Genomic DNA, 14,815 nt, shown 5'->3' with positions numbered 1-14,815 from the left:
CACGACATCATCACGGAGAAGCACATGACCTCATTCGATTCCCTGCTCACGGCCGACCGTGCCCACTTCATGCACCCCTCCACGCACGCTCACGACCATGCGAGAGGCGCGCTGCCGGGCCGCATCGTCACGGGCGCGAAGGGCATTCGCATCGAGGACCACACGGGCAAGTCGTTCATCGACGGCTTCGCGGGTCTTTATTGCGTGAACATCGGCTACGGCCGCACCGAAGTGGCCGAGGCCATCTACGAGCAGGCGAAGAAGCTCGCGTACTACCACACCTACGTCGGCCATTCGACGGACACCATCATCGAACTGTCGTCGCGCATCATCGACTGGGCGCCGGCCGGCATGAAGAAGGTGTACTACGGCATGTCGGGTTCGGACGCGAACGAAACGCAGATCAAGATCGTCTGGTACTACAACAACGTGAAGGGCCGCCCGCAAAAGAAGAAGATCATCTCGCGCCAGCGCGGCTATCACGGCTCGGGCATCGTGACCGGCAGCCTCACGGGTCTGCCGGGCTTTCATCAGTGCTTCGACCTGCCCGTCGAGCGCGTGAAGCACACGGTGTGTCCGCACTGGTATCGCCAGGCGCCGGCCGGCATGAACGAAGCGCAGTTCGTCGCGTACTGCGTGGATGAACTCGAAAAACTCATTGCGCGCGAAGGCGCGGACACCATTGCCGCGTTCATCGGCGAACCGGTGATGGGCACGGGCGGCATCCTGCCGCCGCCGAAGGGCTACTGGGCCGCTATCCAGCAGGTGCTCAGGAAGCACGACATCCTCTTGATCTGCGACGAAGTGGTGTGCGGCTTCGGGCGGCTCGGGTCGAAGATGGGCGCGCAGCACTACGGCATCGAGCCCGATCTCATCACGGTGGCCAAGGGCCTGACGAGTGCGTATGCGCCGCTCTCGGGCGTGATCGTGAGCGAACGCGTGTGGGACGTGATTGATCAGGCATCCCAGGAAATTGGCGCCATGGGGCATGGCTGGACCTATTCGGGTCACCCGATCTGCGCGGCTGCGGCGCTCGCGAATCTCGATATCTTGGAACGCGAGTCGATCACGCGCCATGCGGCCGAAACGGGGGCATACCTGCAACAGCAATTGCATGCCGCGTTCGACTCGCATCCGCTCGTGGGCGAGGTGCGCGGCGAGGGCATGCTGGCCGCGCTCGAATTCATGGCCGACAAGGACGCGCGCATTCCGTTCGATGCCGCGCTGAAGGTCGGGCCGCGCGTGTCGGCTGCTGCGCTGCAACGCGGGCTGATCGCGCGCGCCATGCCGAACGGCGACATTCTCGGCTTCGCGCCGCCGCTCATCGCATCGCGTGCGGACGTTGACGAGATCGTGCAACTTGCGAAAGCCGCAGTGGACGACGTGGCGGAGCAGGTGCTCGCGCAGAAGGCGCCGACGGCGGCATAGAAGTAAATCGAAGAACAGAAGCAGCAGAGCAAGCGCGGGCGCGGCGTTTGCGCCCGCTCGTGCTCGCAAACGAATCATTGGCGTGATATAAGCCCAAGGCAGAGTTTTCGCTGCGCACTCAACTCACTGCGCACTCACGTGCCATGCAGTGCTGCCATGGGGGACGTCCAATGAAGTTAATCGAAAGAAGCAAACTCGCTGCCAGTGCATTCGCGTTCGTCTCGCTCGCGTCGGTATCCGCGAGCTTTATCGAGAGTACGCCGGCCGTTGCGAAAGTACCGCAGCAGCCCGCCATCCTCACCGGCTCGGCCGTCGCCGTTGCCGACAAATATGCGGCCGACGCCGCCGAACAGGTCTTCAAGGAAGGCGGCAATGCAGTGGATGCCGCCGTCGCCATCGCGTTCACGCTCGCGGTCACGTATCCCGAAGCCGGCAACATCGGCGGTGGCGGATTCATGACGCTCTACGTGAACGGCAAGCCTTACTTCATCGACTATCGCGAGCGCGCGCCGCTGGCCGCCACGCGCAACATGTATCTGGACGACCAGGGCAACGTGATTGCCGGCAAGAGCCTCTATGGCTACGACGCCGTGGGCGTGCCCGGCACCGTAGCCGGCATGTGGGAAGCGCAGCGGCGCTTCGGCAAGCTGAAGTGGAAGCAGGTGCTCGCGCCGGCCATCCACTACGCGCGCGACGGCTTCGAAGTGAGCGACCAGCTCGCGCAGCGTCGCGACGCGGCGTCGAAGGAATTCGCGGGCAAGACGAATTTCGATCAGTACTTCGGCGGCATGAACGAGGGCGTGAACTTCAAGCAGCCGCAGCTTGCGTCCGTGTTGACGCGCATTGCCAACGACGGCGCAAAAGACTTCTACAACGGCAAGACTGCCGATCTGATCGCCGCGTCCATGCGCGGCCACGGTCTCATCACGAAGCAGGACCTGCAGCAATACAAGGCCGTGTGGCGTCAGCCGATCGAAGCGAACTGGAACGGCTATCGCATCATCACGGCGCCGCCGCCCAGCTCGGGCGGCATCGGCCTCGTGCAACTGCTGAAGATGAAGGCCGATCTCGCACCGTATTTCAAGGACGTTTCGCTCAACTCGGCGCAGTACGTGCATCTGATCGCGGAGATCGAAAAGCGCGTGTTCGCCGACCGCGCGCAGTACCTCGGCGACCCGGACTTCTACAAGGTGCCCATCGCACAGCTGACCGACGACGCCTACATCGCGAAGCGTGCGGCCGAGGTGAACGAGAACACGCCTTCCGATACGAAGAGCGTGCAGCCGGGACTCGGCACCTTGATGCCGGAGAAGGCGGAGACCACGCACTTCTCAGTGGTGGACAAGTGGGGCAATGCGGTGTCGAACACCTACACGATCAACGGCTATTTCGGCTCGGGCGTGGTGGCGGACGGCACGGGCATCGTGCTCAACGACGAGATGGACGACTTCTCGGCCAAACCCGGCGTGCCGAACATGTTCGGCGTGGTGGGCAGCGACGCGAACGCGATCGAGCCGAAAAAGCGGCCGCTTTCTTCGATGACGCCGACCATCCTCACGAAGGACGGCAAGGTGTCGCTCGTGATCGGCACGCCTGGCGGCTCGCGCATCTTCACGTCGATCTTCCAGGTGGTCAACAACATCTACGACTTCCACATGCCGCTGAAAGACGCGGTGGCCGCCATGCGCTTCCATCACCAGCTGCTGCCGCCGAACACCATCTTCTGGGAGCCGTATCAGCCTGTCGACGGCGAGCTTGCGAAGGCGATCGAGGCGAAGGGCTACGTGTTGAAGGGGCAGAACTTCAGCGGCGACATTCAGGCCATCAAGATCGACGGCGACACGCCGCTGCCCGCGGCGGACCCGCGCGGGCGCGGGGTGACGCGGGTGGTTCAGTAACGGATCGCCCGGCAGGGCATTGGCGTCATGAAGCATCGCGCGGGGAACTGCGCGATGCTTTTTTGTTTGCCGTGTCGCGGCGAACGTGCCGCTTGCGCAGGCCTTGATTTACCCCTTCTGCTCCACAGGCGTCACGTCCAGTTCCACCCGCTGCGTGCCGCGCAGTACGGCGATCTTCACCGCGCGGTCGATACGCGATGCGTCGAGCGAGCGTTGCAACGCGTCCACGCTGTCCACGGGCAGCGTGTCGATGGCGACGATCGTGTCGTCCACGCGCAGGCCGCCCTGGGCGGCCGGACTGCCTTTCACCACTTCCAGCACGCGCACGCCCGCCGTCTGATCGAGCCCGAAGTAGCGCTGTGCGCGCCGCGACACCGGCGACACGGTGCCCGCCACGCCGATATAAGCGCGCCGCACGCGGCCGTGCGCGAAGATCTGCATGATCACCCACTTCGCCGTGTCGATGGCGGTGGCGAAGCTGATGGCCTGCGCGCCCTGAATGATGGCCGTGTTCACGCCGATCACCTGGCCCGCCGAATTGATCAGCGGCCCGCCCGAGTTGCCGGGGTTGAGGGCGGCGTCGGTCTGGATCACGTCGTAGATCATGCGGCCCGTGGTGGAGCGCAGCGAGCGGCCCAGTGCCGAAACGACGCCGGTCGTGACGGTCTGCGCGAGGCCGAGCGGATTGCCCACCGCGATGGCGATCTGCCCCACGCGCAGCGACGAGGAATGGCCCAGTTCCACGTGCGGCAGCGGCTCCGCGCAGCCGATGCGCAGCACGGCGAGGTCGCTGTCGGGGTCGTCGCCCACCAGATCGGCGTCGTACTTCGAACCGTCGGCGAGCGTCACGCTGATGCGCGTGGCGCCGTGCACGACGTGGCTGTTGGTGAGCAGATAGCCGTCGGGCGTGAACAGGAATCCCGAACCGGTGCCGCCGCGCACGCGCGGCGCGCGGCCGGCCTCGCCGGGCAGGCTGCGCTCCACGGCAATGAAGGCCACGGCCTGCTGCACGCGCGCGAGCGCGCCGATCACGGTGCGCGAGTAGGCGTCGAGCAGGGCGTCGTCGCTTAATGGACCCGGCGTGGCCGGCTGAGATGCGCCCGGCTCAGGCGCACCGCGCGAAAGATCGTCGATGAAACGGGGACGGCTTCCCATGTTGGGGCTCCGGATGAAGAGGGCCGCAGATGCGGGGTCATTGCCCTGTTTTTCAAGGGCGAGGGCAAGCGGTGCCGCGTTTCGCGCGGCCGCCCTGCTGGACAGCGAGTCATGCGCGGGGTAATACGGTTGACACCGTGGCATCAGATAATGGGGCGCGCCATTTTGTGCCGCGCCACGTGTGCAATCCGCGCAAGCAGCATGCGACCCATTTTCGTAGCGAGGAGGAAGCCGATGAACGACGAAGACCGCAAGCCCGATATGTCGCTTGAGCGGCAACGGCGGCTCGAGGAAGAACTGATCGACGCGTACGACGAAGAGCTGGAGATGGAGGTGGACGACCGCATCCTCGACGGCGACGCTGCGTTCACCGACGAGGCCCGCAGCACGCGCCGGCTCTATTTCAAGGAGCTGTTCCGGCTGCAGGGCGAACTCGTGAAGCTGCAGGACTGGATCGTGCACACGGGCCACCGTCTCGTCGTGATCTTCGAGGGGCGGGACGCGGCGGGCAAAGGCGGCGCGATCAAGCGCATCACGCAGCGGCTCAATCCGCGCGTGTGCCGCGTCGCGGCGCTGCCGGCGCCGAACAGCCGCGAGCGCACGCAGTGGTATTTCCAGCGCTACGTGCCGCATCTGCCGGCGGGCGGCGAGATGGTGCTGTTCGACCGCAGCTGGTACAACCGCGCGGGCGTGGAGCGCGTGATGAACTTCTGCACCGACGACGAGTACGAGGAGTTCTTCCGCTCCGTGCCCGAGTTCGAGAAGATGCTGGTGCGCAGCGGCATCCAGATCGTCAAGTACTGGTTCTCGATCACCGACGACGAACAGGAAATCCGCTTCCAGAGCCGCATCGACGACCCGCTCAAGCAGTGGAAGCTGAGCCCGATGGACCTGGAAAGCCGGCGCCGCTGGGAAGCCTACACGCAGGCGAAGGAAGTGATGCTGCAGCGCTCGCACATTCCCGAAGCGCCGTGGTGGGTGGTGCACGCCGTGGACAAGAAGCGCGCGCGGCTCAACTGCATCCACCATCTGTTGAGCCAGGTGCCGTACCACGAGATCGAGCATCCGGCCGTGGCGCTGCCGGCGCGCGTGCATCATCCGGACTACATCCGCCAGCCCGTGCCCGCGGAGATGATGGTGCCGGAGGTGTATTGAGGAGGGCGCTGCGGGAACGCTAACTGTAACCGCGGCGGTTTCAGAGCCGGAAAACGAAACGCGCGGCGCGGACACGGGTTTCTACCCGTGCCTGCGCCGCGCGTTTTTTGTTGCCGGTTCCGCCGGGGCGGCGTGGCTGCCGACCGTCACGGTGTCTTTCTTCAGACCGCCGCCACGATCAGCAGCGTCGCTGCGGCGGTGTTACGGCCCGGCATCGCTGCCGGCGGGCATTACTGCCGGCCTTACTGCGATACGTACGCGACGTAAGGCCCCGTGCCGCCGCCCGCCGACGACTTGCCGGCGATGCCCACATACACGTGCCGTCCGTAGAAGAACGGCAGGCCGAAGTCCATCATGCCGGCTGCGGCGCCCGCGATGTCGTTGAACGCGTAGTTGTGGGTGGCGGCGAGGGTCGCTTCGTTGGCTACGTTGAAGTTCAGCGCCGTGGTGGTCGCCGAGGCATTCGCGCTCGAATTGGTGAGCGAGGCCGTGAGCGGCAGCGTCGTGCTGGGCGCGTACCACGAACCGTTGCGCGCAATCGACGAATCCGGAAAGAACAGGCCGTTGGAGCCTGAATCGAAGAACGCGTTGTCGGTGAAGGTCTGCGTCTTGTAGGTGGCCGTGAAGTTGCCCGCGTTGTTGGTCTTGAGCAGCGTGGCGCCGGTGCCGGACAGCGTGTTGTTGCTTGCGGTGTCGATGCCGAACACGAGCGTGCCTGAGGCGGTTGTCGCGCCCAGATCCGCCACCTGTGCCATTTCCACGATCACGCCGTTGTTGTCGGTCGGGAAGAGGGCGACCGGGTTCTGCACCTGCGAGGCGAGCGGCTGCGTGGTAGCCGTGCAGGTGGACGGGGAGCCCGAGCACGTGTAGTACGCGCCGCTCTGCGCGCCGCTCACACACCCGGTGCCGCAGTCGTATTGACTGTTGCCGACGCCGAGAATGCCGTTGGCAAAGGCCGCATTAGGCGTGGTCATGGCCGTGCCGATCTGGCATTCGCTCGGAGCCGATGCCGTGATCGCGGAGTCGCCGATGATCTGCACCGGCACGCTCGCGGCCACCTTGGTGCCGAGCTGGATGTCGGCGTTGTGCACGCCACCCCACGTGTAGCCGCTGACGAAGAGGCCACATTCGGCAACGCTCGGCGCTCCCAATGCAGTCAGAGTGTTCGACGGCACGACTGATGCGAACAGTCGCAATCCGTACGAGCCTGTATCGAGCAGGACGTTCGGAATCGTCGAGCAGGTGGAGCCTGTGGCGCCGCTGCCCGCCTGGCACACCGTCACGCTCACCATCGGCGCATTCACGAGCCCGAACGGCTGGTTCGACACGCTGATCGCCACCGCGTTGGTGCCGTTGACGGCGGTCGGCGTAGCCGTGGCGTCGGCCCACGGCGTGGTGTTCGTGGAACTGGTCGAATTGCTGGTGCTGGAACTGCTCGTGGAGCTGCTCGTGCTGCCCGAAGTCGTGGTGCTGCCCGACGTCGTGCCGGAACTGTTCGTAGCGGTCGTGCTGGAGCCACCGCCTCCTCCGCCGCCGCAAGCGGCGAGGACGAGACAGAAGCCGGCGATCGCGCCGAACCATGCGAATTTGCTGGACATGGGTTTCATCTCGCTCTTACTGGATATCGTCAGTGTTGAAGCCGGCCGGTACCGCAAGCGGCAGCCATGCGCGGCCCGTGAAGGCACCCATGTGTCCGCCCGTCTGAACCACGAGGTTCGACTGCTGGACGGTAGCGGGCCCGTATCCGTTGTGCTGTGCCGTATGCGCAGTAGCGAGCCCCTGCACGTAGGCAGGGAAGTAGGTGCCGAGCAGCGTGTTCAGCGGCGCCATCTGCGGACCTTGCCACGCAATGGCGAACACGGTGCCGTTCGTTCCGACGTATTCGCGAACCACCGTGCCGCTCGGCAGCGTGGTTTCGTTGACGCGGAACAGCACGGCGGCCGCGTTGATGCGCTGCGTCATCTGCGTGTTGCTGGTGCCGGCGGCCTGCCAGGTCGGTGCGGCGCCCAGCGCGGCGTAGGCCGGCGAGGTGCAAACGATTGCCGCCGCGGCGAGCGCGACGGCAATGGGCGACCAGGCCCTCGTATCGAAGCTTCTCATTTGCGAATATCCAACGTTTTATGGTTATGGGTGCTTGCTGCCACACCAGATGACCGATGGATCATCTAGTCCGCAATGACGGCAGCCGTTGGGATTTCTTAAGGGCGGTTACTTCGCGTAAACCGTGTCGGCCTTGCTGGGCCTCGCCTGGCGGGCGCAGGCAGCGGCGCCGTTTTTTGCAGATGTGGCGAAATGGAGCGGCGTGCGCAAGCCCGAGGTGGGCGGCACCTTCAAAGAATAGGGCGGAGCGCAGAAAACTGAAGTGGGGAAAATGGGGCGACACAGCGAACGCCGCGTTGCGATGCCCCCGGAAGGCGGGGCACCGCGACGCGGCGTTCGCTGTGTCGGCCAGGCGGACTACGTCAGAACACGTGGCGGAACACCCAGTAGAGGCCGCCCGCCAGCGCGATGGAAGCGGGCAGCGTCAGCACCCAGGCCAGCACGAGGCTGCGCACCGTGCCCCATTGCAGGCCCGAGCCGTTGGCGGCCATCGTGCCTGCCACGCCCGACGAAAGCACGTGCGTCGTGGAGACGGGCAGCCCGTACACGTCGGCCGCGCCGATCGTCGCCATGGCGACCAGTTCCGCGGAGGCGCCTTGCCCGTAGGTCAGATGCTGCTTGCCGATGCGCTCGCCCACCGTCACGACGATGCGTTTCCAGCCCACCATCGTGCCGAGTCCGAGCGCAATCGCCACCGCCACCTTCACCCATGTCGGGATGAACTTGGTGGCGTGGTCCACCTGCTTGCGGAAGTTGTCGATGGCGCCGGCATCCGCAGCCGCGAAGACCGGCTGCTTGGCCTTTTCCATGAGCCGGATGGCTTCGGACACCACGTACATGTCGTTGCGCACGTTGCCCACTTCGCTTTGCGGCACGGCGGCCATGGAAGGCGACGCGCCCACCTGGTCCGCGATGCGCAGCGAGAGCGCCTGAATGGCCGGCACCGTGGCCGGCGACAGTTCGCGGCTCGCGATGTAGCGTTCGGCTTCGGCGCGCGGATTCGCGGGTGCCGCTACGCCGTTTGCGTACTTGCCGAACGCGGCGGCGGCCTCGTGGGCCACGGCGATGAAGGTCTGCGTCTCGGCCGGCGTGACCGCGCGATTGAGCGCGTAGGCCGTGGGCACCGTGCCGATCAGGATCAGCATGATGAGCCCCATGCCCTTCTGGCCGTCGTTGGAGCCGTGCGCGAATGAGACGCCCGTGCACGTCAGCACGAGCAGCGCGCGAATCCAGAACGGCGGCGCTTCGTTGCCCTTGGGTTCGGCATAGAGCGCCGGCACGCGCACGAGCGCCTTGAGCACGAGCAGCAACAGCGCGGAGAGCAGGAAGCCCACCAGCGGCGAAAACAGCAGCGACTTGCCGACGCCCAGTGCCTGGGTCCAGTCCACGCCGCTCGTGCGCGAGGCGCCGTGCATCAGCTGGTTCATGAGCCCCACGCCGATGATGGAGCCGATCAGCGTATGCGAACTCGACGACGGCAGCCCGAAGTACCACGTGCCCAGGTTCCAGATGATGGCCGCGATCAGGAGCGCGAACACCATCGCGAAGCCCGCGCTGCTGCCCACCTGCAGGATCAGCTCCACAGGCAGCAGTTGCAGGATGCCGAACGCGACCGCGCCCGTGGACGTGAGCACGCCCAGAAAATTCCATGTGCCCGACCAGATCACGGCGACATTCGGCGTGAGCGAATGGGTATAGATGACGGTGGCCACGGCGTTCGCGGTATCGTGAAAGCCGTTCACGAACTCGAAGCCGAGCGCGATGGCGAGCGCCACGCCCAGCAGCAGCCAGGGCAGGATAGAGCCTTCGCGCACGGGCGCCAGATCGCCGATCAAATGCGTTGCGACGTAGACGGCGCCGATCAGCAGCACGGCGAGAAATGCGGCAAGGCTTGCGTTGCGGCCGCGCGCGGCGCCGGCGGAAGCCTGCTGGGGATACGAAAGGTCCGGCATTGCCTTGTCTCTCCTCATTGGTGTGTCGAGATCGAGGGCGGCCCTGGCGGGATGCGGCCGGGGCAGGGCCGTTCGGGATCGGGCCTGAAAGCGGGCCAAAGAAGCCAGGCGGGCTCGAAGACGCGCCCCAGGCGGGCTCGCCACGAGCGCAAGCAAGCTCGAAAACGGGGCTCGAAAGTGGACCAAAGAAGCGGCCCAAAGGAGCGACCCAAAGGAGCGACCCAAAGGAGCGGTCCCGAAAAACGCACTGAAAGCGAACCCGAAAGCAGACTGACAAGCGGGTCCCCGTTCATCGTGGCGAAGGCAAATGTCGGCTTGATGACGGTTTTGTGTGAATGGGCCGCTATTGGGGCGCCGGGGCGCGCGCAGTTTCGAGCGGTCTTCGGCTGCGCGGACATTGGCAGACGACCGCTCTTGGTGCCGCTCGCGCCGCTTCGTGTTACTTCGTGCTGCGCCGCGAGGCGCGGCGCGGGCATCAACCGAGGGAGGAAGGCATGACCGTTTCCCGTCTGAAGACGATTCCCGGCATTGGCGTGGACCGAATGGGCGATGCCGCGGACGCCCGGCACAACCGCAACATCCTGCGGCTCGAAAATCTCGACACGGACCTGCGCCCGCCCGCGGCAGCGCTCCGCGCGACGCACGCCGCCATCGACGACGACGACGCCAACAGCTACCTGCCGTTCACGGGTCAGACGGCGCTGCGCGAGGCCGTGGTCGCGCGCATGCAGCGCACGACCGGAGCCGTCTACGACCCCGCCGGCGAATGCATCGTCTCTGCCGGTGGGCTGGCGGGCATCTTCAACGTGCTGCTCTCCATCCTCGAACCCGGCGATGAAGTGGTGCTCACCGATCCGACCTACGCGGGCCTCATCAACCGCGTGCGGCTGGCGGCCGGCGTGCCCGTATTCGCGCGGCTCGTGCCCGGCGCGGAAGGCTGGCGGCTCGATCTCGATAGCCTTGCGGCAACGGTCGGGCCGCGCACGCGGGCTTTCCTCATGATGTCGCCTTCCATGCCGGGCGGGTTCGTGGCGAATGCCGGGGAGTGGAACGCAATTGCCGACCACTGCCGTCGCGCGAACGCATGGCTGCTCTACGACGCCGCGATGGAACGCATCCTGTTCGACGGTCGCGCCGTCATTCATCCCGCGGCGCTGCCCGGCATGCGCGAACGGACCATCACGGTGGGCTCGGTATCGAAGGAGTACCGCATGATCGGCTGGCGCGTGGGCTGGATCGTGGGCCCCGAATCCGTCATGGCCGACGTACGGCTCACGAGCCTCTCCAACGTGGTGTGTCAGGTGGGCATCGGCATGCCGGGGGCGACGGCCGCGCTCACCTGCGCCGACGACGGGGTTGCAGCGGCGGTCGCGCAGTGGCAGGCGCGCCGCGACTGTCTGCTCGAGGCGTTGCGTGGCCTGCCTGTGGTGTCGCCGCACGGCGGCTGGTCGCTGCTGATCGACACGGAGCAGTTGGGGCTCGCGCCGCACGAAGCGTCGCGGCTGCTGCTCGAGAAGGGCGAGGTTGCGGCTACCGCGATGTCGGGCTGGGGTCCGGACGCGGGCCGCTATCTGCGTTTCGTGTTTTCGAACGAGCCCGTGGCGCGGCTAGCGGACATTCGCGAGCGCGTGCGGCGCGCGTGGGGCGTGTAGCGTCGCACGCTTCGTCGCTTCATTCACCGTTCGCATTGCAGCAGCGGTTCGCGTGCGAACACGGCCGCCACCCAGTCGACGAACACGCGGATGCGGTGCGGCAACTGCCGGTTGGGCGAATAGAGAATCGAGATGGGGCGCGGAATGGAGGGATAGTCCTTCAGGATCTCGCGCAGCGCGCCGCTTGCAAGGTAGGGCTCCAGAATGAAGCGCGTGCCCTTCACGATGCCGAGCCCTTGCAGCCCGCAGGCCACGTAGGCGCCCACCTCGTTCACGGCGATCATGCTCTTCATGTCGAAGAGCTCGGTCTTGCCGTTCACCTGGAAGTCCCAGCTGCGCACGCGCCCCGTGTTGCTCGACACGTAGTTGACGCCGATGTGCTCGCTCAGGTCATCGGGCGAGGTCGGCTCGCCGTATTTGTCGAGGTAGGTGGGCGCCGCACACGTCACGCGCCCCATGTTGCCGATGCGCCGCGCCACGAGCCCCGAGTCGTCCAGCTCGCCCGTGCGGATCACGCAGTCCACGCCTTCCTCGACGATATCCACCTGCCGGTCCGACAGACCCATTTCGATTTCGATGTCGGGATACGTCGCAAAGAATTCCGGCAACGCCGGGATGATCGAAGTCTTGGCGATCAGCGCGGGCATGTTGACCTTGATCTTGCCCTTCGGGCTCAGGCGCGCATGCGTCAGTTCGGACTCCATCTCGTCCACTTCCGCGAGTACGCGCAGCGAGCGCTGGTAGTAGCGCTCGCCGTCTTCGGTCACGCTCACGCTGCGCGTGGTGCGGTTCAGGAGCCGGGCGCCCAGATGCGCTTCGAGCGCCTGGATGATGCGCGACGCCTGCGGCGCCGTGAGTTGCAGCGTTTCGGCTGCCTTGGTGAAGCTGCCGGATTCGACCACGCGCGCGAAAACCTTCATCGCCAGAAAGCGGTCCATCATGTCGTGATCCTCGTTCGTTGTTGTACCTGAGTGGGCATGGCGTCGGCGCGTCGCGCGCTCAATGCGCCTGATGCGCCCATGCGCCCGCTGCGTCGGCTAGTCCGCTGAATCTTCTGATTCCACGAATACCGCGCGGCCCTGCGTCATATCCCGCAGCGCGTCGCGCGCGCGCTCCACCCTCGTGGCCGGCATGCCGATGGTGAACTGCACGCCCATCGCGTAGCGGCTGTCCGCGAGCGTGAAGCCTTCCTGTTCCATCCAGCGCCGCACGCGTGTTTCGTCGGCATAGCCGATCTCCACGGTGAGCGACGCCTGAGCGATGCGCTCCACGCGCGGCGCGTCCTGCAGGGCCGTGGCGATGGCGTCGGTGTAGGCGCGCACGAGGCCGCCCGCGCCCAGCTTCACGCCGCCGTAGTAGCGCACCACGGCCGCGAGCACGCCGTCCAGGTCGTGATGGCGCAGCACTTCGAGAATGGGCCGCCCCGCGGTGCCGGAGGGCTCGCCGTCGTCCGACATGCCGGACTGCCCGCCCGCGAGCAGCGCCCAGCACACGTGCGTGGCCGTGGGATGTTCCTGGCGCAGGCCGCGCAACACCTCCGTCGCGGCGTCGCGGTCGGCAACGGGCACGGCACAGGCGAGGAAGCGGCTTTTGCGGATCTCGAGTTCCGCGGTGACGGTATGGGCGAGCGTGTAGGTCATGTAGCGGTTTGCCGGAAACCCGGCGATTTTACCGTGGCGGACTATCGGCCCATCTATGCCGATTGAATTTTTAAGCTGGCGCTGGGTTTATTGGCTTTGTTAGATACGTGTCATTCCGTTGTCGAATGACAGATAACTAACCAAGCCGCTCATCAACCCGCTACCAACCCGCTCACCCCACCGCGCGATGCGACCCACCTTCGTCCAGACCGTCGAGGCCAGTTTTGCCGGGCTCACGCCCACCGCCAAGCGCATTGCGAGTTATATGCTGGCGAACCTCGACCGCCTCGGGCTCGAAACCGCCGACGAAATCGCGCAGCGCACCGGCACGAGCGGCATCTCCGTGGGGCGCTTCCTGCGCAGCGTGGGCTACCGCAACCTGGACGACCTCAAGCGCGAACTGCGCGGTGCGCTCGAACGGCCGTGGATGATCACCGACCGGCTCGACGAGTACCGTCGCCGTGCCGCCGCCGCGGGCCAGAACGGCGCGGGCGAGGGCGATGCGGCCACGGCAGAGACCGCAGCGAACGGCACCGAAGTACCGTCTACCCAGGCCGCTTCGCGCCTCGCCTACCCCGGCGCGCCGAACGCGCTCGAACTCGAACTGGACGCCATCCGCCACGTCTACACGCTCGCGCAGAGCGAGGCGTTCGCCAACGTCTCGAAGCGCATTGCGCATGCCGAGGCGGTCTACATACTCGGCATCCAGTCCACGCGCGGCATCAGCAACGCGTTCCACAGCTACCTCGAATACATCCGGCCGCGCGTGTTCTACTCGGACGGCATGTCGGGCTCGTACGTGGACTCGCTCAACGCCGAGTACGCCGAGCCGTACCTCATCGTCACCGACACGCGCGCGTATTCGCGCATCGCGCGCCGCTACTGCGAAGCCGCCGCGCGCCGCGGCTTGCCGTTCGCGCTCGTCACCGACCTCTACTGCCCCTGGGCACGCGACTTCGCCTGCGACCTGCTACAGGTGAAGACCGACGTCGGACAGTTCTGGGACTCGCTCGCGCCGCTCACGTGTCTGTTCAATCTGCTCATCACGTCGGTGGTCGAACGGCTCGGCCCCGCCATCGACGCGCGCGTGGCCCGCAACCGCGAGTTGCAGCGCGAGCTCGAACAGTTCGACGTGCCGGCGTCCCGTCAATCGCATCGCACCACGTCCGCCTCTTCGTGACCCCATTCATGGCCCTATTGATGACGCACCCGTACCGCCTCGTTCCCATCACGCCCGAAAGCCACGGCGTGGATCTCGACATCGTCTATGCGACCGACCGCAACCTGACGGGCAAGCCCATCTACAAGGCGGCCCACTGCCTGCTGCTCGAACCCGCGGAGGCCGCACTGCGCCGCGCCGTGGAGATCGCGCGCGCGAGCGGCTACACGCTGCGCATCTTCGACGCCTACCGCCCGCCGCAGGCGCAGCAGGTGCTGTGGGACTTCCTGCCGGACCCTACCTATGTGGCGGACGTGAAGCGCGGCTCGCACCACAGCCGCGGCGCGGCGCTCGACCTCACGCTGCTCGACGCCGAAGGCAACGTGCTCGAAATGGGCACGGGCTTCGACGCGATGACCATCGAATCGGAGCATTTTCACCCCGGCTTGCCCGAGCACGTGCAGCGCAACCGGCTGCAACTGATCGGCGTGATGCACGCCGCCGGCTTCACGCACATCAAGAGCGAATGGTGGCACTACGAACTGCCCGGGGCGATGGCGCTGCCATTGATCGATAACGAAGAAAGCGGGCCTTTGCGGTTGATGTAGCAGCCTGCTCGAGCGCCCTGACGCGGCGCATGGCGGGTTGCGGGTTTTGCCGATACACCTCTTTTCAC

12 protein-coding genes are annotated in these 14,815 nt (G+C 66.1%); 6 read left to right on the top strand and 6 right to left on the bottom strand.

The window, feature by feature from the left end:
- Nucleotides 1-24 precede the first annotated feature (24 nt).
- Entirely contained in the window at nt 25-1,428 is a 1,404-nt protein-coding gene (locus U0042_RS29110; RefSeq protein WP_114811419.1) for an aspartate aminotransferase family protein, read from the top strand.
- Nucleotides 1,429-1,598: 170 nt separating this feature from the next.
- Nucleotides 1,599-3,326, top strand: coding sequence for a gamma-glutamyltransferase (gene ggt / locus U0042_RS29105; RefSeq protein ID WP_114811323.1), 1,728 nt, complete (start codon nt 1,599-1,601; stop codon nt 3,324-3,326).
- 108 nt (nt 3,327-3,434) lie between these two features.
- Here the strand turns inward: ggt and U0042_RS29100 are convergent, their stop codons facing one another.
- A complete protein-coding gene (locus U0042_RS29100) occupies nt 3,435-4,481 on the bottom strand; it encodes a S1C family serine protease (RefSeq protein WP_114811324.1) in 1,047 nt (348 codons plus the stop codon).
- 234 nt (nt 4,482-4,715) lie between these two features.
- Here U0042_RS29100 and ppk2 point away from each other — a divergent pair, with 234 nt between their 5' ends.
- Nucleotides 4,716-5,636 (top strand): polyphosphate kinase 2, encoded by a 921-nt coding sequence (gene ppk2, locus U0042_RS29095; protein ID WP_114811325.1) that lies wholly within the window; start codon nt 4,716-4,718, stop codon nt 5,634-5,636.
- 242 nt (nt 5,637-5,878) lie between these two features.
- On the opposite strand, the gene U0042_RS29090 is transcribed toward ppk2, so the two are convergent.
- From U0042_RS29090 to U0042_RS29080, 3 genes are all read right to left on the bottom strand, one after another.
- Nucleotides 5,879-7,234, bottom strand: coding sequence for a DUF3443 family protein (locus U0042_RS29090; protein WP_114811326.1), 1,356 nt, complete (start codon nt 7,232-7,234; stop codon nt 5,879-5,881).
- A gap of 16 nt (nt 7,235-7,250) precedes the next feature.
- Nucleotides 7,251-7,736 (bottom strand): DUF2844 domain-containing protein, encoded by a 486-nt coding sequence (locus U0042_RS29085; RefSeq protein ID WP_114811327.1) that lies wholly within the window; start codon nt 7,734-7,736, stop codon nt 7,251-7,253.
- A gap of 362 nt (nt 7,737-8,098) precedes the next feature.
- Nucleotides 8,099-9,688, bottom strand: a complete 1,590-nt coding sequence (locus U0042_RS29080) for an inorganic phosphate transporter (RefSeq protein ID WP_114811328.1) — start codon at nt 9,686-9,688, stop codon at nt 8,099-8,101.
- 494 nt (nt 9,689-10,182) lie between these two features.
- Between U0042_RS29080 and U0042_RS29075 the strand changes: the two genes are divergently transcribed.
- Nucleotides 10,183-11,340: a pyridoxal phosphate-dependent aminotransferase gene (locus U0042_RS29075; protein WP_114811329.1), complete on the top strand. Its 1,158-nt coding sequence runs from the start codon at nt 10,183-10,185 to the stop codon at nt 11,338-11,340.
- 23 nt (nt 11,341-11,363) lie between these two features.
- Here the strand turns inward: U0042_RS29075 and U0042_RS29070 are convergent, their stop codons facing one another.
- Both U0042_RS29070 and U0042_RS29065 read right to left on the bottom strand, forming a co-directional pair.
- Nucleotides 11,364-12,281 carry a LysR family transcriptional regulator gene (locus U0042_RS29070; RefSeq protein ID WP_114811330.1) on the bottom strand — a complete coding sequence of 306 codons (918 nt, stop codon included), beginning with the start codon at nt 12,279-12,281 and terminating at the stop codon, nt 11,364-11,366.
- Between the two features lie 96 nt (nt 12,282-12,377).
- The gene (locus U0042_RS29065; RefSeq protein WP_114811331.1) at nt 12,378-12,980 is read right to left on the bottom strand and encodes an IMPACT family protein; all 603 of its coding nucleotides are present in this window, start codon (nt 12,978-12,980) and stop codon (nt 12,378-12,380) included.
- A 187-nt stretch (nt 12,981-13,167) separates the two neighbouring features.
- On the opposite strand from U0042_RS29065, the gene sapR reads away from it, so the two are divergent.
- Both sapR and ddpX read left to right on the top strand, forming a co-directional pair.
- Nucleotides 13,168-14,160 carry a sap1 transcriptional regulator SapR gene (sapR, locus tag U0042_RS29060; protein ID WP_114811332.1) on the top strand — a complete coding sequence of 331 codons (993 nt, stop codon included), beginning with the start codon at nt 13,168-13,170 and terminating at the stop codon, nt 14,158-14,160.
- Nucleotides 14,161-14,180: 20 nt separating this feature from the next.
- A complete protein-coding gene (gene ddpX / locus U0042_RS29055; protein ID WP_114811333.1) occupies nt 14,181-14,747 on the top strand; it encodes a D-alanyl-D-alanine dipeptidase in 567 nt (188 codons plus the stop codon).
- Nucleotides 14,748-14,815 lie beyond the last annotated feature (68 nt).

This window comes from Paraburkholderia kururiensis (assembly GCF_034424375.1).
GTDB lineage: Bacteria > Pseudomonadota > Gammaproteobacteria > Burkholderiales > Burkholderiaceae > Paraburkholderia > Paraburkholderia kururiensis_A.
This window is presented reverse-complemented; position numbering and strand designations above follow the sequence as displayed.